The sequence below is a fragment of the Vibrio sp. T9 genome (genome assembly GCF_003123985.1).
GTDB lineage: Bacteria > Pseudomonadota > Gammaproteobacteria > Enterobacterales > Vibrionaceae > Vibrio > Vibrio diabolicus.
Genome location: NZ_NIGY01000004.1, coordinates 123,753 through 143,658 on the forward strand (window position 1 = coordinate 123,753; position 19,906 = coordinate 143,658).

General features: G+C 46.2%; 18 protein-coding genes. 1 reads left to right on the forward strand and 17 read right to left on the reverse strand.

Translation table 11 applies throughout. The features are described 5' to 3' along the window. Positions 1–44: 44 nt before the first annotated feature. The 3 genes from CBX98_RS09385 to CBX98_RS09395 form a co-directional block, all read right to left on the reverse strand. Positions 45–1,034: a membrane dipeptidase gene (locus CBX98_RS09385; protein WP_006742451.1), complete on the reverse strand. Its 990-nt coding sequence runs from the start codon at positions 1,032–1,034 to the stop codon at positions 45–47. Between the two features lie 69 nt (positions 1,035–1,103). After that, positions 1,104–2,564: an aldehyde dehydrogenase family protein gene (locus CBX98_RS09390; protein ID WP_053349978.1), complete on the reverse strand. Its 1,461-nt coding sequence runs from the start codon at positions 2,562–2,564 to the stop codon at positions 1,104–1,106. A 72-nt stretch (positions 2,565–2,636) separates the two neighbouring features. Then, entirely contained in the window at positions 2,637–3,035 is a 399-nt protein-coding gene (locus CBX98_RS09395) for a RidA family protein (protein ID WP_012842492.1), read from the reverse strand. A gap of 155 nt (positions 3,036–3,190) precedes the next feature. Here CBX98_RS09395 and CBX98_RS09400 point away from each other — a divergent pair, with 155 nt between their 5' ends. Further along, positions 3,191–4,081, forward strand: a complete 891-nt coding sequence (locus tag CBX98_RS09400) for a LysR family transcriptional regulator (protein ID WP_109169060.1) — start codon at positions 3,191–3,193, stop codon at positions 4,079–4,081. Between the two features lie 105 nt (positions 4,082–4,186). Here CBX98_RS09400 and CBX98_RS09405 read toward each other — a convergent pair whose 3' ends face one another. From CBX98_RS09405 to CBX98_RS09470, 14 genes are all read right to left on the reverse strand, one after another. Continuing rightward, the gene (locus CBX98_RS09405; RefSeq protein ID WP_085343642.1) at positions 4,187–5,572 is read right to left on the reverse strand and encodes an FAD-binding oxidoreductase; all 1,386 of its coding nucleotides are present in this window, start codon (positions 5,570–5,572) and stop codon (positions 4,187–4,189) included. A 527-nt stretch (positions 5,573–6,099) separates the two neighbouring features. After that, positions 6,100–7,203 (reverse strand): NADH:flavin oxidoreductase, encoded by a 1,104-nt coding sequence (locus CBX98_RS09410; RefSeq protein ID WP_109169061.1) that lies wholly within the window; start codon positions 7,201–7,203, stop codon positions 6,100–6,102. Between the two features lie 217 nt (positions 7,204–7,420). Beyond that, positions 7,421–7,834 (reverse strand): hypothetical protein, encoded by a 414-nt coding sequence (locus tag CBX98_RS09415; RefSeq protein ID WP_242446583.1) that lies wholly within the window; start codon positions 7,832–7,834, stop codon positions 7,421–7,423. Between the two features lie 123 nt (positions 7,835–7,957). Beyond that, positions 7,958–8,878: a heme o synthase gene (cyoE, locus tag CBX98_RS09420; protein WP_197710231.1), complete on the reverse strand. Its 921-nt coding sequence runs from the start codon at positions 8,876–8,878 to the stop codon at positions 7,958–7,960. Beyond that, positions 8,839–9,150 (reverse strand): cytochrome o ubiquinol oxidase subunit IV, encoded by a 312-nt coding sequence (cyoD, locus tag CBX98_RS09425; RefSeq protein WP_012842490.1) that lies wholly within the window; start codon positions 9,148–9,150, stop codon positions 8,839–8,841. Before cyoD ends, cyoE begins: the two co-directional genes overlap by 40 nt. Beyond that, positions 9,150–9,752 carry a cytochrome o ubiquinol oxidase subunit III gene (gene cyoC, locus CBX98_RS09430; RefSeq protein ID WP_005375782.1) on the reverse strand — a complete coding sequence of 201 codons (603 nt, stop codon included), beginning with the start codon at positions 9,750–9,752 and terminating at the stop codon, positions 9,150–9,152. Before cyoC ends, cyoD begins: the two co-directional genes overlap by 1 nt. Next, positions 9,742–11,778 (reverse strand): cytochrome o ubiquinol oxidase subunit I, encoded by a 2,037-nt coding sequence (cyoB, locus tag CBX98_RS09435; RefSeq protein ID WP_109169063.1) that lies wholly within the window; start codon positions 11,776–11,778, stop codon positions 9,742–9,744. The genes cyoC and cyoB overlap by 11 nt, the downstream gene beginning before the upstream one ends. A gap of 5 nt (positions 11,779–11,783) precedes the next feature. Continuing rightward, on the reverse strand, positions 11,784–12,665 hold the full coding sequence (gene cyoA, locus CBX98_RS09440; protein WP_005388604.1) for a ubiquinol oxidase subunit II: 882 nt from the start codon (positions 12,663–12,665) through the stop codon (positions 11,784–11,786). Between the two features lie 792 nt (positions 12,666–13,457). Beyond that, the gene (locus tag CBX98_RS09445; protein ID WP_109169064.1) at positions 13,458–14,216 is read right to left on the reverse strand and encodes an SDR family oxidoreductase; all 759 of its coding nucleotides are present in this window, start codon (positions 14,214–14,216) and stop codon (positions 13,458–13,460) included. Between the two features lie 110 nt (positions 14,217–14,326). Next, positions 14,327–15,232, reverse strand: coding sequence for a 3-hydroxyisobutyrate dehydrogenase (gene mmsB / locus CBX98_RS09450; RefSeq protein WP_005390978.1), 906 nt, complete (start codon positions 15,230–15,232; stop codon positions 14,327–14,329). A gap of 11 nt (positions 15,233–15,243) precedes the next feature. Further along, positions 15,244–16,383, reverse strand: coding sequence for an enoyl-CoA hydratase/isomerase family protein (locus CBX98_RS09455; protein WP_048625200.1), 1,140 nt, complete (start codon positions 16,381–16,383; stop codon positions 15,244–15,246). An 8-nt stretch (positions 16,384–16,391) separates the two neighbouring features. Continuing rightward, the gene (locus CBX98_RS09460; RefSeq protein WP_109169065.1) at positions 16,392–17,177 is read right to left on the reverse strand and encodes an enoyl-CoA hydratase; all 786 of its coding nucleotides are present in this window, start codon (positions 17,175–17,177) and stop codon (positions 16,392–16,394) included. 38 nt (positions 17,178–17,215) lie between these two features. Then, positions 17,216–18,370 carry an acyl-CoA dehydrogenase family protein gene (locus tag CBX98_RS09465; RefSeq protein ID WP_109169066.1) on the reverse strand — a complete coding sequence of 385 codons (1,155 nt, stop codon included), beginning with the start codon at positions 18,368–18,370 and terminating at the stop codon, positions 17,216–17,218. Between the two features lie 19 nt (positions 18,371–18,389). Beyond that, positions 18,390–19,883 (reverse strand): CoA-acylating methylmalonate-semialdehyde dehydrogenase, encoded by a 1,494-nt coding sequence (locus CBX98_RS09470; protein ID WP_109169067.1) that lies wholly within the window; start codon positions 19,881–19,883, stop codon positions 18,390–18,392. Between the last annotated feature and the right edge of the window lie 23 nt (positions 19,884–19,906).

Here is a 19,906-nt window from a genome sequence, read left to right on the forward strand (position 1 = left end):
CGTATTGTTGTTATGTAGGCAGGCGGTTCCTAATTTTGGGAGTACTATGAAATAGGCTCTAATCCTTCTTTGAGGAAGTTGAACCAGTTTTCACCCAATATTTTTCCAGCCTCAGATTCACTAAATCCGTGACGCATTAATCCGTTGTAGATGTTCTCCATCCCTGCACTGCCGCAGAACCATGGCAGCGCATCTGGCCATCCCGAGTTACTTGCCGAACCTTCGCCGTAATCCATCGCTTTTGACCAACGACCGTTGCGCATCCACTCCAACACTTGTTGCGGCTGATTTAGGCACAAATCGCTACCGATACCTAAATGGTCAACGCCAAACATGTCTGCGGTTTTCGCAACCATCTGGCAGAAATCATCCAGCGTGCACTGGCTGCCATTTGGCAAATGGAATGGATATAAACTGAATCCAATCAAACCACCGCGCTCCGTCAGTGCTTTGATCACGGTGTTGGACTTGTTGCGCAGTGCGTCATGCGCAAACGTCGGGTTAGCATGGCTGATACAAATTGGACGCGAAGAGAGCTCGATAGCTTCCAACGTTGAACGCTCCGCGCTGTGGGACATATCAATGATCATCCCGACTCGGTTCATCTCCTCAATCGCTTGCTTACCAAAGCGAGTTACGCCGGAATCGTTTTGTTCGTAACAACCTGTCGCTAGTAAGCTTTGGTTGTTGTAGGTCAATTGCATGATCAGCAGACCTTGGCGGCGCATCACTTCAATCAGGCCAATTTCATCATCAATCGGTGAGCAATTCTGCGCGCCGAAGAAGATGCCGACTTTGCCTTCTGCTTTGGCTTTTTCTACATCTGCCATTGAATAAATAGGCATGATGAGGTCCGCATTTTGCTCGAAGCGCAAGTTCCACTCAGCAAAACGCGTTAAGGTTTCGCGCGCAGTTTCGTGGTAGACGATGGTGGCATGAACGGCGGTAATGCCACTCGCCTTAAGCGTTTGGAAGTACTCTCGATCCCAATTGCAGTACTGCAACCCGTCAATCACAATCCGTTGTTGGTACATAACCACTCCTTAAACAATTTCTTAGCCTTTCAGTGCGGGTAACTGACACCATCAGCTACCCTGCTGTTCTTAGTAAGGGCGCTGATAAGCGGTTTTCACCACGGTGTAGAACTCTTTGGCGTACTGACCTTGCTCACGAGGGCCAAAGCTAGATTCTTTACGGCCACCAAATGGGACGTGATAATCTGTACCCGCAGTTGGCAAGTTAACCATGACGCAGCCCGTTTGGACTTGCTGTTTGAAGATCGCGCTATTGCGCAAGCTTTGCGTGATAATGCCGCCTGTCAGGCCAAAGCGCGTATCATTCGCGACTGCAATCGCCTCATCCAGATCAGAAACGCGAATCACGCTTGCCATTGGTGCAAAGACTTCTTCTTGGTTCACTTCCCAGCTGTTTTGTGTGTTCAAGAACAGGGTTGGTGACATGTAGTACCCGTCATGCTCTAGGCTCAGACGCTCGCCACCAAAAGCCAGCTCTGCGCCCGCTTGGCGTGCGTTTTCAATCCACTCAAAGTTCGCATTCAGCTGGTTACCATCAACAACAGGGCCCATGAATACGCCCTCTTCCAGTGCGTGACCCACTTTTAATTCGCTCATGCGTTTGATTAGCGCTTCAACATACGCGTCGTGAATTCCGTCCATAACCACAAGACGAGAAGACGCGGTACATTTTTGACCTGCACCCGAGAATGAGCCTGCGATTGTGGCTTCAACGGCAATTTGAATATCTGCATCATCTGCCACTACGAGCGCGTTTTTACTGCCCATCTCTAGCTGACAACGCACAAAGTTTGGTGCCGTTGCCGCGGCGACTTTACGGCCTGTGTCCACAGAACCAGTGAAGCTCACGCCGTTCACATCTTTCGAATTGATAAGGGTATTACCAACTTGCGAACCGCTACCCAAAACGAGGTTAAACGTGCCAGCAGGTAAACCTTGGCGATGGATAATCTCAGTCAGTGCAACGGCACTTGCTGGAGTTAGGTTGGCAGGCTTCCAGACGACACTGTTGCCAAACGCAAGTGCTGGCGCGATTTTCCAAGCCGCTGTTGCTGTTGGGAAGTTCCAAGGAGAGATAATGGCGATAACGCCGACGGCTTCGCGAGTAACTTCAACGGAGACACCTGGACGGACGGAAGCAGCGTTATCGCCAATTTGACGCAGTACCTCAGCAGCAAAATATTGGAAGAATTGGCCAGCACGGTAAATCTCACCTCGACCTTCAGCAAATGGCTTACCTTCTTCACGCGAAAGTAAGGTGCCCAATTCGTCACATCGTGCAATGAGCTCATCACCAATCGCTTGCAGCACTGCTTGTTTGCGCTCGATTGGTGTTTTTTCCCACTCTGGCTGCGCTGATTTAGCCGCTTGAATCGCTTGCTCTACTTGCGACACACTCGCTTGTGCGAAATCGCCAATGTTTTCGCTGATATCAGAAGGGTTAATATTGGCGATGGTGTCCATGCCCGATTGCCATTCACCTGCTATATAGAGGGATTTTTCTGCTTGAACATTGTTAATAAAAGTCATGGTTCTTTCCTTGTTCTTCCGATTTGTGATGGCAAGCCACCCACTCACTGATCTCAATTATTCTTGTTGGATTTATTCTGGTTGGCTTGCCGACGCGTAGACGACAAACTCCACCAACATTTCTTCTCGTGCTAACCCTGCAACCACCATGGCGGCGCGATTTGGGTACGGCGCTTCAAAATATTCCGCGTACACTTGGTTAACGGTTTTTAAGTATTCTCTGTCGGTCACGTAAATCAGGACCTGCAATACAGAGTCCAAAGACTCCCCTGCACACTCCAGGGTGTGAATGAGATTGTTAAAGGTTTGACGTGTTTGTGCTTCGATGCCACCTTCAACAACCGCGCCTGTATCATCAATAGGAATTTGTGCTGTATACAGAGTTCCATTGTTAACAATCGCCCATTCAAGCGGCGCTTTAGAAGCAAATAGACTGGTTTTTACTGGATGTTTTTTAGTAGAAGTATTCACGTGCCTTTCAACCTTTGTAACAACTTTGTTTCAATACAGTTAAATGATGCACATTGACACGCGATAAATCTAACGGTAAATTTTTTACATTTGATAAATAAAACTTATCACCTCATTAAGAATAACGTAAATAAAGGGATTAAGAGGCATTAGGGATGAGTATTAAGCTTCAACAATTAATGCATTTTGTGATGGTAGTCGAGGAAGGGGGCTTTCGAGCCGCTTCACATCGTGCAAATCGATCTCAGGCTGCGCTCTCCACGTCGATAAAAGAGCTAGAGAAAATGCTAGGACAAACGCTGTTTGAGCCCGGCAACAAAACCAAATTAACGCCTTTTGGTGAGATTTGTTTGCCCAAGGTGGTTCAGTTTCTCAATATCTACAGTGCGCTGGACAACGATCTCAAAGCTGCCGCGGCCGGACAGCAAGGGAGAGTGCGAATTGCGAGCGTTCCTTCTGTTGCAGCGAAACTCATCCCGAGCGTGTTGGGTACCTTTTGCGAGCAGTATCCAAATGTAGAAGTAAGCTTGATCGATGATAACGCGGCGGGCGTCGAGGCTCGCTTACTCTCCGGTGAAGTCGACTTGGCGCTCGGTAACCCCTCTCACCTTGATGAGGGCGGCATTGACTTTACGCCGCTGTTGTCCGACCCCATTGGCGTGGTGTGTTTAAAAGATAACCCTATTGCCAATCAAACAGAGGGAATCGAGTGGCAAACTTTGCTCGAACAGCCTTTTATTCGTAACGGCACCTGTACGCTTCTCGATCCAACCCCAGCCAGAGCGCTGAGTGAGCAAGCGCTCTATTCGGTCGAGAATATCACTTCGCTGTTTTCTGTCTTAGAACTTGGGATTGGTGTCACGACCCTACCGAAGCTTGCTTTCCCAACCAATGAAACACGCTTGGTTTGGATCCCGCTTATCGATCCACCCCTTGAAAGGCAAATTGGTATCTTTACGTTGACTGACCGCACGATCTCGCCTCAAGCAAAAGCGTTTCATGATTTGTGTGTACGTTATCTAAACTATCAAGATGAAGAGACGTAGTTCGAAGGTTTTAGCTAACAGTGGCTCCATTAGATTTTAGAGCCACTGTTATTTGATATTAAGTGACAGATCCGGTCATATGAAATGACGACGCTCTTATTGCACTTATTCTGGCTTGATATTCTGATTCATTCTGAACAAGTTATTTGGATCAAACTTCTTCTTCACTGCTTGTAAACGCGCAAAGGTTGGACCGTAGGCAGACTCTGTACGTTCAGCTTCGTCTTGTGTAAGGAAATTGATATACGCTCCGCCACTTGCATAGGGCTTAGTCTTGGCAAAAAATTCCCTTGCCCAGCTGATGCAAGCTTCATCATCTTCTGCTAAATCCCATCTTCCATGCACATTTAATACATAGTTTGCATCACGGCTAGAATAAGCCATAGACTCGGGCTCAGGTCTAGAGGCAGCGCAGCCAAGAGAGGCGATAAAAATCTCACACTGAGGCGATGGTAACTTACCTGCGTATTCTATCGCTGCATCAATCACACCTTCGCTTAGCGAGTTAAAATTGTGCGATTTCCAATAGTTACGTGCGCCCGGAGTAAGCAATGGATCAAACGCTTGCTGCCACGCCGCAAATGGCTGTACACCAACGTGCTCACCATGTGCATCACCAAACTCTCTCAACGGTGCAATTAACTTCTCACCTTCAGCCGGGTCACCCGCATAACATATCGCGAGTACAACTACTTCTTTACCGTGAACGCTTTCAGGTAAGAATGGGAGTGGCGGCGCTTTCCGACTCACCATCCAGACACTTAGGTCATCAGGGGCCGACTCAGTGAATTTCGCAAACTGGGTGATAATGGATTTCGCTTGCTCAAATGGAAAGACAATGAGACCACTTAACACCTCTGGACCGACAGGATGTAGCTGGAATTCAAAACGCGTAACGATACCAAAGTTACCGCCGCCCCCACGTAACGCCCAGAACAAATCGGCATTTTCTGTCTCATTCGCGAGCAGTTGACGACCATCTGCAGTTACGACATTTGCAGAGACCAAGTTGTCTATCGTCATACCATATTTTCGGCTCAACCAACCAAAACCACCACCAAGCGTTAACCCCGCAATTCCCGTGGTTGAATTAATGCCGACAGGCGTTGCTAATCCATATTTTTGTGTGGCCTCATCGACATCAGCCAACGTACAGCCAGGTTCAACGAAAGCCCTTCTTTCGCTTTCATCCACTTGAACATGATTCAAAAGCGACAAGTCGATCATCACACCATGATCGCAAACCGCATTGCCCGCAATATTATGCCCACCACCTCGGACCGAAAGTAGCTGATTGTTATCCCGAGCAAAGTTAACCGCCATCACGACATCATCGGCAGACTTGCAGCGAGCGATAACACCGGGACTGCGATCTATCATGCCATTCCAGATTTGACGAACTTCGTCGTACGTAGGATCTCCGGGCAAAACAACATCACCCTGAAATTGATTTTTGAAGTGTTCAATGGTTGCATTTTCTAGACTATTCATATTAGTTGCCTCTCACGTTTTACATGAGGCTTGCAAAGCACAATGCAACGACAAGCTAATACAAGTCCCTCACAATTAAACGTGACGTTTGAGTAGCTATTTTCAGCAAATAAACAAGGCCCCACAGTAACGATACCGCAGGGTCACAAATTCCCTTACTCTCTTGGGTTCGATAAAGCTGAAACACAGTTATAAAAATCAGATAGTTATCGCAATGATACCGCACCTCAAAGCACCTTCTGTATTCTTTACCCTGCGTGACACTCGCACCTAATTATTAATAAGTTCATTGTAAGTTTAGAATGCAATTTAGTTTCAGATATGAAACTTTGTCTTATAATTAATATTTTTAATAATTAATTATATTACCTTTATTTATCAATTAAATAGGATTATAAAAATATTTCGGACTGCGAATAGTGAATAGCCGTTAGAGGCAGTGATATTGAATTAAATAGAATAGCCTTCTTAGTATTTTAGAAGACTATTGCATTATTAATCAGTGACATACCGTCACTTAAGGTGGGTTATTTACGACGATTTCGGTTCTTATACACTACGCAAAAGTTACCACGTTTGGTACGGCACTTTGAGCAACGTTCGCAATCCACTGGCGCTCGATTACCCTCTTTCCAGCGCTTTATTAACTGAGGCTCAGCCAATAAAGGACGTGACACAGCAAAAAATTGGATATCTGTGTTTTCTGCAATTTTCTCAATCGCATCAATGTCACTCAATCCGCCGACAGTAATCACCGGAATGTTAACGTCCTGACTGATCACGTGCCCATATTCGTGAAAGTAACCTTCTTCTTGTAGTGTATAACCATCGAACGTTTCACCAACAAGTTCGTTTGCTTTGCCGTGAATATTGCCAGACACGATGATCGCATCAACGCCCACTTCTTCGAGTTTCTTACAAACGACGCGAGTTTCATCGAACGTTAAACCGCCGTCAAAGAATTCTGTCGCGGTAAGCTTCACAAGGATTGGGAAAGTATTCCCAACCAGCTTTCTGGTTTCAGAAAAAATTTCTAAAAGGACACGCATGCGATTTTCTAAGCCACCACCGTATTCGTCTTCGCGACGATTATAGTACGTGCTTAAAAACTGGTTAATTAAATAAGTGTGCGCCGCATGAATCTCTACGCCGTCAAAACCAGCGTCTTGAGCACGTTTACTCGCCAATGCGAATGCCTTTACGATGTAGTCGATTTCGTCCTTAGTCATCACTTTGCCTTGCGTATTCGTGCCACGCTCAGGCACGTCACTCGGAGCGAAGATGACACGCTCACCGACGTTGTAGGTGGTTTTGGTTCCACCGTAAGCAATTTGCATTACGATTTTAGAATCGTGTTGATGTACTAGCTCTGTTAGCTTTTTGTATTCTTCAATAAAAGAGTCGTTGTAGATCCCCATCATCCCAGCGTTGGGTTTCTCTTCTTCCACGATATTGGCATAACCGGTCACAATTAGACCCACTTCACCTTTCGCCAACTCTTCGTAAATATCGTAAAGCTTATCCGTCATGTGGCCATCTTCAGTCGCCATGTTCTCCCACGTTGCGCTGCGCACAAAACGGTTCTTTAGGGTCATGTTGCCAATGCGGGCTTCGGAAAACAAAATGCTCAAAACCAGTCCTCTTAATGTTGTCTTTATAGTTCTATCTTTTCCCAAGTAACCAAGAACAAAAAAGGAACAGCGATACACAACGTATGGCTGTTCCTTCTCTGAATCCGTGAGACCTGCAAACTACAGGCGCACCTTAATGCCTCGTGGGTGACAAAACTTTAATCTGGATTAAGGTTTAGTAAGATAAGCTTGTAAGCAAAGCAACTCGGCCGATTTCTCAGTTTACCTTCACTCTACATTCTGGGGGTAAGATCTTCTCTTTTTCGAATGAGACTTCACAATCCACAAGAACGCTTCCTCCCCCATGTAGGTAAAAGTAATCAAGCACGAAAAATACTTTATTATCACGCTCTCCATACTCTTCTACAAAAACGCCAGCACTCTGGTTGAAATCCAGTTTTTCATTATCTAGAGAAATGGAGGCAACTCGAAATACATCATTTATTCCATAATCTGAACGATTAATTGTATCGACTTCAATCACTGGATTAATCTCCATGTTGTGGATAATAAGCCTAACAAGAGTATCTCCAATACGATAAGTTTCCACGGAGCTAACCGAGGACGGAACTTGGGCTAATACGCATGAAGAAATTGCAACAATTGGAAGAAGAGTAAAACGACGGAACATGAACCACGACCATAGTTAAAAGGGATAATCATATTATCTCTTTTAGGCATGAATTCGAGTCTAGCAAAGCATGTAGCTCTCAGAATGGGAGCTACATGGAAGTGATATTAAAGAATTTCAAACTCAATAAATAAACGGCAACGGAATAAGCTCTAATCCTAGTACACCACTAATCCCCATCACCACTAGCAGTGAGACTTTAAACACCGACTTTGACCAAGCGATGTAGTTGCTGTCATCAATGCTGCGAAAGGTCACTTTCGTCCACATAAAGCAAACGACCGCTGCAACCGCTAAGTATTCATACCCGGCTTCACCAAGTAAAAATAACCCCAACGATACGGCCCCAAACGCCACGACATACGCTTTCATGTGTCGCTGCGCTTTATGAATACCTTCTTTAACTGGCAACACGGGAATCCCGGCTTCTCGGTAGTCTTGCATGCGGAACATGGCAATCGCGTACGAGTGCGGCATTTGCCAGAGACAGAACATGGTAAAGAGTAAAATCGCTTCCAAGCTAATGAAGTTTGTTACCGCCAAGTAACCCACCAATGGCGGGACTGCGCCTGAAATACTTCCCACTAAGGTTCCATACACCGAGTTACGTTTGTACCACATCGTGTAAAAGAACACGTAATACACGTAGCCAAGCAAAACGACGACAGCGGATAGTGGGTTCACTCGGATAAATAACAGTGCGGTGCCTACCAGCAATAAAGCAAGCGCATAAACAAACGCAATATCGATATTGATGTTACCTTTCACTGTTTCACGATTTCGTGTACGTGCCATCTTTTGGTCGATATCACGATCGAAAATATTATTCACCACACAACCTGAAGCGATGACTAACCCCACACCAACTAACGTTGTAACGAACAACATTAGACTAGCTGGTTCTGTTTTTGCGGCGAGGAAGAACCCCGCCGCAACAGAAATCAGGTTGCCGAAAATAATGCCCGGTTTGGTGATAGACAAATAACTTTTCAGCATACCTTGGCCTACAACTTCATGTTGACGTTCATGTTGTAGATGATCCATACCGAGCCAGCGATAAGGATAAGTACAACAATAGCGGTAAACATCAGTGATACAAGGTTCCAACGTCCGTCGGATGTTTTTGTTTCCATGTGCAAGAAGTATTTAAAGTGAACAAATATCTGCACTAATGCACATCCAAATAGAATCGCATAGGTTGTTGTATCTGGTAATGATTTCGTCCAAACAAAGTAGAACGGAATTACCGTCAGAATCAGTGAGGCAATAAAGCCTTTCACATAATCTGATGCACTGGTTTCTACATGTTGATCCATTACATTACCCCCAGTAAGTAAACGATGGTAAAGACACAAATCCAAACGATATCTAGAAAGTGCCAAAATAGGCTTAAGCAGTTAAAGCGCATTGCCATATTGTCGTTCAGACCTTTCGTCGACAGTTGGTGATACGCTACCGCTAACCAAATCAGACCAAAGGTTACGTGCAGGCCGTGCGTACCAACCAACGTAAAGAATGCCGATAGGAATGCACTTGTTTGTGGACCATAGCCTTCTTCAATCAGGTGATGGAACTCATAGACCTCCATACAGATAAAACCAAGACCAAGTGCGAACGTTACTAACATCCAACGTTTGAGACCAGCAACGTTGTTGCGCTTCATCGCGATAATGCCAAAACCAAATGTGATACTGCTAAACAGCAGCAGCATGGTTTCGACAAACACGAATGGGAGTTCGAAAATGTCTTTACCTGTTGGGCCCGCAATTGAATTGCTCGACAACACAGCGTATGTCGCGAACAAGGTCGCAAACAGTACGCAGTCACTCATCAGGTAAACCCAAAAGCCAAATAGCTTGTTGCCATTCGTGTCATGGTGGTGATCATGGTCGTGATGTGCTGCGATATTAGTTTGCATACGTCACCTCCAGATCATCTTTACTTTCGCTGTCTTTCACTGAGTTTTTCTTCGCTTCTTCAAGCTGAGCTCGACGCTCGGCCTCAATTGCTTTGATCTCTTCAACTTCCACGTAGTAATCCACGTCATCGTTGTAACTGTGCTGAATACACGTCACGATAATACCGACCAAACTTGCTGCCGCTAGCCACCAGATGTACCAAATCATGCCGAAGCCAAATAGGAGCGACCAAGCCGACACGTAGATGCCTGTTGCCGTGTTTTTTGGCATATGAATACGTTCGTATTCCACTTCTTTAGTTGGATCGAACTCGCCACTTTGTTTCTGGTACCAGAAGGCATCCAGCACATCACCTTTTGGCAGGTGTGCAAAGTTGTAGAACGGCGGTGGAGACGATGTTGCCCACTCAAGAGTACGACCACCCCACGGATCACCAGTTAGGTCACGGTTTTGCTCGCGGTCACGGATACTCACGTAAATTTGGATGAACTGAGACAATACGCCCAGCGCAATCACAACCGTACCTGCTGCGGCAATCGATAACAGTGGGAAGTATTCAGGGTTGATGTCTTGGCTTAAACGACGAGTCATACCCATAAAGCCCAATGCGTAAAGCGGTAGGAACGCCATTAAGAAACCAATAATCCAAAGATAGAACGCACGTTTGCCCCAAGTTTCATTCATGGTGAAACCGGTCGCTTTCGGGAACCAGTAAGTGATCGCAGCGAAACATCCAAACACCACACCACCGATGATAACGTTGTGGAAGTGAGCAATCAGGAATACTGAGTTATGCAGAACGAAATCTGCACCCGGAACAGCCATTAGTACGCCTGTCATACCACCAACAGTAAAGGTGATCAGGAAGCCCACCGTCCACATCATTGGCGTCGTAAAGTGGATGCGGCCTTTGTACATGGTGAATAGCCAGTTGAAGATCTTCACCCCTGTTGGGATAGAAATGATCATCGTGGCAATACCGAAGAAGGCATTTACGTTCGCGCCAGATCCCATCGTAAAGAAGTGGTGTAGCCAAACGACAAAGGCAAGAATCGTGATAACTACGGTAGCCCAAACTAGCGATGTGTAACCGAACAACTTTTTACGTGAAAAGGTTGCGGTGACTTCTGAGAACACACCAAAAATTGGCAAGATCAAAATGTACACTTCTGGGTGGCCCCAAGCCCAAATCAGGTTGACGTACATCATTACGTTGCCGCCAAGATCATTGGTAAAGAAGTGCATGCCTAGGTATCTATCCAGCGTTAGCAGAGCGATAGTCACCGTTAGGATTGGGAATGAAATGATGATCAAAATGTTTGCACACAGAGACGCCCAAGTGAAAACTGGCATCTTCATCATTGGCATAGACGGTGTACGCATACGCAAAATGGTCGCGAAGAAGTTCACGCCTGTTAACGTCGTACCAACCCCTGATATCTGTAGCGCCCAAATCCAATAGTCGACCCCGACTCCTGGGCTGGCCTCAATACCTGAAAGCGGCGGATACGCTAGCCAGCCGGTGCGACCAAATTCACCTAAGCCGAGAGACATGTTTGTTAGAATGACACCAACAACAAACAGCCAAAAGCTCAAGTTATTCAGATACGGGAAAGCTACGTCACGCGCACCAATCTGTAATGGCACGATGATGTTCATCAGACCAATAACCAATGGCATCGCTACGAAGAAGATCATGATCACGCCATGGGCAGTAAAAATTTGATCGTAGTGATGCGGTGGCAAGTAACCTGCTTCACCCGCAGAAGAAAGGAGTTGCTGACTACGCATCATGACTGCGTCAGCAAAACCACGAACAAGCATCACCATCGCTACTGCGATGTACATGAAGCCAAGTTTTTTATGGTCTACTGAAGTAAACCATTCATTCCACAAATATTGCCACTTTCCGGCTTTAGTTACCGCGTAAACTACGGCTAAACCAACCAGCGCCACAACCGCTAAGGTGATGACGATAATAGGTTCGTGGAATGGAACTGAATCAAGAGTTAATCTTCCAAACATTACGATTATCCTTGGTTTTCAGGCAAACAGTTCATTGAACCAGGATGCTGAGTCACAACGTCGGTGAACAAGAACGGAGGAACGCTAGAGAACAAAGTGACTGGCTCTGCGATACTTGGCGCTGCCAGTGAGCTGTATTGCTCCCAATCTTCAATACGATCAGGGCTCGCCTTCACTTTCTGCACCCAATTTAGGAACGCAGCACGATCAGACATTGCAGAGGCTGTGAACTTCATTTGCGAAAAGCCTTCGCCGCTGTAGTTCGATGCAAAACCCTTGTAGTCACCTTCGTGGTTCGCTATCAGGTTGAGCTTGGTAACCATTCCTGGCATCGCGTAGATCTGTGTACCTAAGCGAGGGATGAAAAACGCGTTCATGATGTTGTCCGAAGTCAGTTTGAACTGCACTGGCACATCTTTCGGGAACGCCACATAGTTCACCGTCGCAATGTTTTCTTCTGGATAAATGAACAACCATTTCCAATCGAGTGACACCACTTCGATGGTCATTGGTTTAACATCACTTTCCAAAGGTTTGGATGGCTCTAGTTCATGAGTCGAACGCCATGTGATCGTCGCAAGAATCGCAATGATGATGATTGGAATTGTCCATACCACCACTTCGATTTTGGTCGAGTGTGACCACTCGGGTGCGTACTCTTCTTCAGTGTTAGAGGCGCGGTATCGGTAAGCGAAGTAAATCGTCATTAAAATCACAGGGATTACAACGATCAACATCAGCAAAAGAGCAGTAATAATTAGCTCTTTTTCCTGCACACCAATGGCACCTTTGGGGTCAAGTAAAGCTGAATTACATCCTGAGAGCATAAGTATGACGGACGCCAAACTTCCCCTCGACAAGATGCGTTTATATCTTGAGGCTTCCATTAACTTTCTCGATGGTTGTCTGGTTTCAAAACAAATGCCAATCACAGTAAATAAGAGCTCAGAAACAGCGCAGGGGAAATGTTTGATAAAAAGGCAAAAATTTTGATAAGTAGTTATTCTACTCACAAATTTTTCAGCGCCGTTATCAAGCATCTTAACCCGCTAGAATGAACAATTACTTGCTACGATTGGTATCAAGCTAAGAACCAGTTGTTATAGTCATTAGAATGTTTATGTGTTGAGCATGAGTAACGTCGGGATCAGAGCGAAACAAAACGGAATTGAGTGGAGATCAAAACCACACTATTAGTGTGAGTTTATTGTTACACTTTGAAACACAATGTTACATTTGGCGCATTATGAGGAGTAAAAAGTTAAAGCTCATTAGCCACAACTGGAAACTAACCTTCCATTAATGAAACCCACACACTTAAAATAGGAGATTAACCTCAACACGAATTTCACGTGCTTCACAGTTAATGTCTTTTGAAACAGACAGTTGCAAATTCATTTTGATGAGACTGACTATCAACTGCATTTACATAGATAGCTTGATTACGAAGGGGAAATTAAAAGTGGAAAATTGTGATCAATGTCAAATTAATGATTTCACTTAGTATTTGAGTGGTATTTACTTCTCATTATTTACTTTTGGTAAACCATTCACAGGGCGAATCCAAACATGAGTAATAAACACACTTACGTTGCCCAGAACTGGCTCTCGGAAAAATAGGAAATGTTGAAAGGGAAAGAAGCTTGTCATTCCGGTCTGTGGGGCCTAACCCTAGGGCTTTACATACGAATGCCTCCATCCACTTCTAAAACTCTGCCAGTAAAGTAATCACTCTCAAGAATGTATTTTACTGCATGCGCGATTTCACTTGTTTCACCCATCCTTCCAATTGGGATCATCTTTTCTAGTCGTTCTATGGCTTCTGGTTTCATTTGCTCTGCCATCGCGGTATTTACCACACCTGGTGCAATCGCCGCCGCGCGGATACCGTATCTTGCTAACTCACGGGCCCACGTTGTCGCCATGGTTGCGACCGCCGCTTTAGATGCAGAATAATTGGTTTGACCGATATTCCCTGCTCTCGCGACACTAGAAATATTGATGATAACGCCTTGTGAGCCGCTCTCAATCATCTTGACGGCAGCTTCACGCCCACACAAAAATGTCCCCGTAACGTTGACGTTCATGACCAAATTGAATTGATCCAAAGACATCTTACTGATCACACCGTCTTTTGATTTTACAAGTAGCCCATCTCTTAGCACGCCAGCGTTATTGACTAGCCCATTGAGTTGGCCAAAATCTTGGATAACCGCGTCAAACGTGTTTTCAACGTCGATTTCGCTCGTTACATCCACTTGATAAGTCAAAGCTTTCGCACTCAGCATTCGGCACTGCTCTTGTGTTTCCATTAAGCCGCTAGCGTTTACATCTAATAACGCTAAATCTGCTCCGGCTTGAGCAAGCGTAATTGCCATCATTTGCCCAAGTCCCTGCCCTGCACCTGTAATGGCAATGACACTATTTTTAATATCCATAGTTACTGCACTCCGTCGCTAATAATGTTCCCTATTTCAAGCCTGTTTAGGTGGTCCGAAATGATGAGTTTTACTTCACCATTTCAGACGGCTTTGTAGCAAAACTCAGTCTAGCCTTTCTTACTCTTGTAAAACTCAAACAAGCTTGAAAAATCGAGCTCGCCGTGGCCGCTCGCGTTGTGGAAAGAATATAAATTACGCGCCAGTGAGCCCATCGGAACCGAAGAGTGTGTTTGTAACGCCGCATCTAACCCCAAACCGAGATCTTTCAACATGAGTTTGCTCATAAAGCCCGGTTGGTAATCGTTGCTGGCTGGCGCACTGTCCATCACTCCTGGGCAAGGATTGTAAAGCTCCAATGCCCAATTTCGGCCAGAGCTTTGCAGCATGATGTTTGATAACACTTTGGGATCGAGCCCATGATCGATACCTAGATTTAGCGCCTCGCACGTACCAGACATTAAAATGCCGAGCATAAGGTTATTACAAATTTTTGCCATTTGACCATCGCCCGCTTTACCGGCATGGAAAACATTTTTTCCCATGTACTGCAAAATGGCATTGGCTTTAGAAAATGCTTCATCCGAGCCACCAACAATAAAGGTTAATGTCGCCGCTTTAGCGCCGGCAACGCCACCCGAAACGGGCGCGTCGACAAACAACACGCGTTTATTTGCCGCTTCATTGGCGACTAATCGCGCAGAGTCCGGATCAATGGTTGAACAATCAATCATCAAGGTACTTGGCGAGACAAGATTGAGGACACCTACACCGCCGTGTAAGTCGCCAAGATACACGGAACGAACGTGAGAACCTGCTGGTAGCATCGTGATGACTGTGCTTGCGCCATCCACGACTTCCTCGATAGAGCTCGCCACCACCGCACCAAAAGGTGCAAGTTGCTTTGCCGCTTCGCTATCGACATCGAATACTTGCACGTTAAATCCAGACGCTAATAAGTTTTGCGCCATCGGATGCCCCATTCTTCCTAAACCGATAAATGCGATGGTACTCATGATCATTCTCCTTATTGACCTAGTGTTTGTTCACCCAAATCAGCAAGCGGATGTTCGTCATCCGGCCAAAGTGAGGTAAACAAGGTATCGATGACATCTTCATCGACTTCACTGACACTGTTAAACATCCAGTTAGGTTCGCCATCCCGGTCAATAAGCCGAGAACGGACGCCCTCTTTAAACTCACCTAATAAGGCGCTACGAACCGATAAACTCAGCTCCAAGCGGAAGCAATCTGCAAGTGGTAAGCTGTGGTATTCTTTCACTTGTCTGAAGCAAATATGCGCGGTGATTGGACTGCCCGCGGCGAACGTTTGTTTCGCGTTTTCTATCCACTGACTGTTCCCTTCGATAGCCATGATTCGCTGTGCTATCGCATTAAGATCAAAGCCTTTGCACGCTTCCTCTATCTGATCTAAGTATGGACAAATTTGCGTGGTTGGTTTGCTATCAATAACCTGTTCTTCCATTAATTGTAGTAGCGCAGTTACCAACTCTTTCGCATCTTCTTTGCCCCACTGGAGCCGCTTTAGCTCATCCAGTAAGGTGGGATACTGCTCTTCCAACAGTAACCAATCGGCCAAACCAATAGTGACAGCGTCACTTGAATTCACCATGGAACCTGTCAATCCGAGGAATAAACCCACTTGCGGATCTATCTGGCTTAAAAACCATGTACCTCCCACATCGGGATACAGTCCAATATTAATTTCTGGCATAGCAAGGCGTGATGTTGTTGTCACAACTTTGTGGCTAGTTCCCATAAAAAGCCCCATCCCACCACCCATGACAATACCTTCTCCCCAACCGATAATAGGTTTGTTGTAAGTGTGGATGAGATAGTCACACTCATACTCCAATGAGAAATAGTCCGTACAGAACTCTACGATTTTTTCTTTACTCTCGTTATGCATGACGTGATACATAGCTCGAACATCGCCACCAGCACAGAATGCTTTTTCTCCAGCGCCAGTGAGTACCACACAAGTCACATGCGGATCGTCTTGCCACTTGATAAGCTGATCGTTGAGTTGGACCAACATGTCATACGTCAATGCATTCAATGAAGCGGTGTTGTCTAACGTTGCGATACCAATGCGGTGCACGCCATCTAAGCACTCTATTTCACTGATGGTTACCATCCCTGCCATGTGGCCTCCTATCGGTTTTTCCATTGCGGTGGGCGTTTTTCTAAAAAGGCGCGAACACCCTCAACTTGATCTTCCGTATCAAAAAGATTCAGAAACAACTCTCGCTCTTTCATTAAGCCGTGCTTAAGTGGCGCAGAGCGCATATTTTGAATGAGCGCCTTACATGCGGCGACAGAAGATGGTGACTGGTTCGCAACAGATTCAGCAAGCTCCAACGCTTTACTTAACGCTTCGCCTTTGGGAACCAACTCCTCAGCCAAGCCTAGTTCTTTTGCTTTGTCAGCGCTGACTTGCTCTCCACATAAAATGATGCGCTTTGCCCAGCCTTCCCCTACTAACGCTGTGAGGTTTTGGGTACCGCCAGCGCAGGGCAAAAGTCCGACTTTAGCTTCAGGTAAAGCAAGTACCGCTTGCTCTTCAACTACTCGAATATCACAAGCTAATGCCACTTCTAAACCTCCGCCCATGGCGTAACCATTAATGGCGGCAATGGAAACACCACGGAATTCCGAGAGTGTTTCAAACGCTTCACCAAAGCATTGCGCCATGTCTAACGCAACCGCTTTGTCACCATCAGAAAATAGCTTGAGATCCGCACCAGCAGAGAAAAACTTTTCTCCACTGCCAGTTAAAACCAGTGCGTAGACCTGCTTATCATTGTTAAGTGTGAGTATCAGCGACTTCAGTACCTTGAGGCTCTCTGCTGTCCACGTATTGGCTGGCGGGTTGTTCATCGTCACCACCGCAACGTGATTAGTGATCGTATGTTGGATGGCTTCTTGGGTTAATGACATATATGAATCCTTTCTCAATGAGCAAATCCAATATTTCGCTACAGCAAGGCCGATTCCTCAGAGAGCAAACGGCGCGCGATGATCAAGCGCATGATTTCGTTTGTCCCCTCCAGAATTTGATGCACACGCACATCTCTGAAATGACGCTCCATTGGATACTCTTTGATATAACCATAGCCGCCATAAAGCTGCAGCGCTTGGTCGCAAACCTGAAAGCCCACATCGGTTGCGAACCGTTTTGCCATCGCGCAATAAGCCGTGGCATCCGGGTCATTTCGGTCGAGTTTACTGGCGGCATAGCGCACCAACTGCCGCGCTGCCACTAGCTCTGTCACCATGTCTGCCAATTTGAATTGTAAGGCTTGAAACTGCGCAAGCGGTTTGCCGAACTGCTTACGTTCTTGAATGTACCGTGCCGCCTGATTAAGGGCCTGTTGAGCCGTACCGACGGAGCAGGTCGCAATATTTATACGCCCTCCATCAAGCCCTTTCATCGCAAAGACAAAACCGTGCCCTTCTTCGCCCAGTAAATGGCTAGCTGGAACAACGACATTTTCAAAAGTAACCGCTCGTGTTGGTTGGCTGTTCCAACCCATTTTGGGTTCTTTGCGCCCATAGCTGATACCATCTGTTTGAGCTGGAACAACAAATGCAGACACGCCTTTGGCACCCGCATCTCCGGTTCTCGCCATCACGACCAAAACATCTGTCTCTCCTGCGCCAGAGATAAAGGTTTTGCCACCGTTGAGGACATACTTATCTCCCTTTTTTGTAGCGGAAGTGGTCAGTGCAGCGGCGTCTGATCCTGCGTTGGGCTCGGTTAAGCAATAGGAGCCTAACCATTCCCCCGTAACTAACTTCGGGCAGAACTGCGTTTTGGCTTCATCGGTAGCAAAACTGGCTATCATCCAACTGACCATGTTGTGAATCGTCATAAACGCCGTAGTGGACGTACATCCCATGGCCAGTTGTTCAAAGATAATTGAAGCATCCAAGCGACTCAGCCCTAGGCCACCTTGCGCTTCTGGAGTGTAGAGACTGAGAAACCCCAGTTCTCCCGCCTCTCTCAATACGTCTTTGGGGAAGATCTGTTTTTCATCCCACTCCGCCGCCATCGGTGCTAAACGCTCATCGGCAAATTGCTGAGCGGTATCGGCAAATGCACGTTGATCTTCATTAAGTTCAAAGTCCATAAAAGCTCCTTCTATTCACTCAGCGCAGTTGGATGGTCAAATTAGGCCCCGTTGGAATATCGTCATCAAACCAACGTGCCGTCACCGTTTTAGTCTCGGTATAAAAACGTACCGCTTGTTTACCATACGCATGCAAATCGCCATAGAAACTGCCTCTCCAGCCTGTAAAAGAGAAAAATGGCAAAGGTACCGGAATAGGCACATTGATCCCGACCTGACCGACTTGAATGTCATGCTGATATTTTCTTGCAGCAGCGCCATTAGCCGTAAAAATGGAAGTGCCGTTCCCGTAAGGGTTGCGATTCACCAACTCAATGGCCTCTTGCAACGTTTCGACTTCCATACAAACTAAAACGGGGCCAAATATCTCTTGCGTGTAAATCGACATATTCGCTGTTACACCGCTAAACAAGGTTGGGCCAATCCAGTTTCCATCGGGAAAGCCTTCCACTTCACACTGACTGCCATCCAGTTCACACACTGCGCCTTGTTGTTTGCCATCTTCAATTAAGTCCAATACGCGTTGTTTAGCTTGCTCACTGATGAGAGGACCATAAGCAGCTTGCTCATCGTCCCAAGGCCCTGGGTGTACTTTCGCCATTGCCTGTTTGAGGTCTGTAATCCATTGTTTTGAATCGCCGACAAATACCGCAACAGAAATCGCCATACAACGCTGCCCCGCCGCCCCAACGGAGGACCCCACTAGGTTATTCACCACTTGTTCTTTGTTCGCATCAGGCATGATCACCATGTGATTTTTAGCACCAGCAAAAGCTTGAACGCGTTTAAAGTGTTTCGTACCCGTGGTGTAGATATAACGGGCAACAGGAACCGAGCCAACAAATGACACCGCTCGAATGTCAGGATGAGCCAGCAGAAAGTCGACTTGGTCTTTGCAACCGTGAACGATTTGCAACACTCCTTTCGGCGCGCCAGCTTGCTCAAATAGTTCGGCTAAACGAATAGAGGTCAACGGCACTTGTTCGGAGGGTTTAAGCACAAACGTATTGCCCGCAGCGATGGCGATTGGGAACATCCACAACGGAATCATGGCAGGAAAGTTAAACGGCGTAATGCCGCAACACACACCTAGGGGCTGAATCATTGAGTAACTATCAATATCCGTGGCAACATTTTCGACGGTTTCGCCCATCATATTGCTGGCAATGTTTGCAGCCTGTTCAACCACCTCTATGCCTCGCCACACATCGCCTTTAGCATCCACTAAAATCTTACCCGTTTCATGAGAAAGCAGTGTGGCAAGCTCATCATGATGTTCTTTGAGAAGGTGCTGATAACGAAGCATGACTCTGGCACGCTCGGATACTGCCACTTCCTTCCAGGATTGGAATGTCTCTTTCGCATTATCAATGGCGGCTTCCATCTCGTGGTCCGTTGAGCAGGGAACGTACGCAATGACATCATTAGTGGCAGGATTGGTCACCTCGATCCAATCCGAAGTTTGAGATTCACGAAACTCTCCACCAATAAACAAGGGAACTAAACGAGTCATCATTTACTCCTTTCTGATTTCAA

What these genes read in the sequence shown, in the direction of transcription:
- CBX98_RS09385 (WP_006742451.1), bottom strand. Translation starts at nt 1,034, where the DNA reads ATGTACCAACAACGGATTGTGATTGACGGGTTGCAGTACTGCAATTGG.
- CBX98_RS09390 (WP_053349978.1), bottom strand. Translation starts at nt 2,564, where the DNA reads ATGACTTTTATTAACAATGTTCAAGCAGAAAAATCCCTCTATATAGCA.
- CBX98_RS09400 (WP_109169060.1), top strand. Translation starts at nt 3,191, where the DNA reads ATGAGTATTAAGCTTCAACAATTAATGCATTTTGTGATGGTAGTCGAG.
- CBX98_RS09405 (WP_085343642.1), bottom strand. Translation starts at nt 5,572, where the DNA reads ATGAATAGTCTAGAAAATGCAACCATTGAACACTTCAAAAATCAATTT.
- CBX98_RS09415 (WP_242446583.1), bottom strand. Translation starts at nt 7,834, where the DNA reads ATGTTCCGTCGTTTTACTCTTCTTCCAATTGTTGCAATTTCTTCATGC.
- cyoE (WP_197710231.1), bottom strand. Translation starts at nt 8,878, where the DNA reads ATGGATCATCTACAACATGAACGTCAACATGAAGTTGTAGGCCAAGGT.
- cyoD (WP_012842490.1), bottom strand. Translation starts at nt 9,150, where the DNA reads ATGGATCAACATGTAGAAACCAGTGCATCAGATTATGTGAAAGGCTTT.
- cyoC (WP_005375782.1), bottom strand. Translation starts at nt 9,752, where the DNA reads ATGCAAACTAATATCGCAGCACATCACGACCATGATCACCACCATGAC.
- cyoB (WP_109169063.1), bottom strand. Translation starts at nt 11,778, where the DNA reads ATGTTTGGAAGATTAACTCTTGATTCAGTTCCATTCCACGAACCTATT.
- cyoA (WP_005388604.1), bottom strand. Translation starts at nt 12,665, where the DNA reads ATGGAAGCCTCAAGATATAAACGCATCTTGTCGAGGGGAAGTTTGGCG.
- CBX98_RS09445 (WP_109169064.1), bottom strand. Translation starts at nt 14,216, where the DNA reads ATGGATATTAAAAATAGTGTCATTGCCATTACAGGTGCAGGGCAGGGA.
- mmsB (WP_005390978.1), bottom strand. Translation starts at nt 15,232, where the DNA reads ATGAGTACCATCGCATTTATCGGTTTAGGAAGAATGGGGCATCCGATG.
- CBX98_RS09455 (WP_048625200.1), bottom strand. Translation starts at nt 16,383, where the DNA reads ATGGCAGGGATGGTAACCATCAGTGAAATAGAGTGCTTAGATGGCGTG.
- CBX98_RS09460 (WP_109169065.1), bottom strand. Translation starts at nt 17,177, where the DNA reads ATGTCATTAACCCAAGAAGCCATCCAACATACGATCACTAATCACGTT.
- CBX98_RS09465 (WP_109169066.1), bottom strand. Translation starts at nt 18,370, where the DNA reads ATGGACTTTGAACTTAATGAAGATCAACGTGCATTTGCCGATACCGCT.
- CBX98_RS09470 (WP_109169067.1), bottom strand. Translation starts at nt 19,883, where the DNA reads ATGACTCGTTTAGTTCCCTTGTTTATTGGTGGAGAGTTTCGTGAATCT.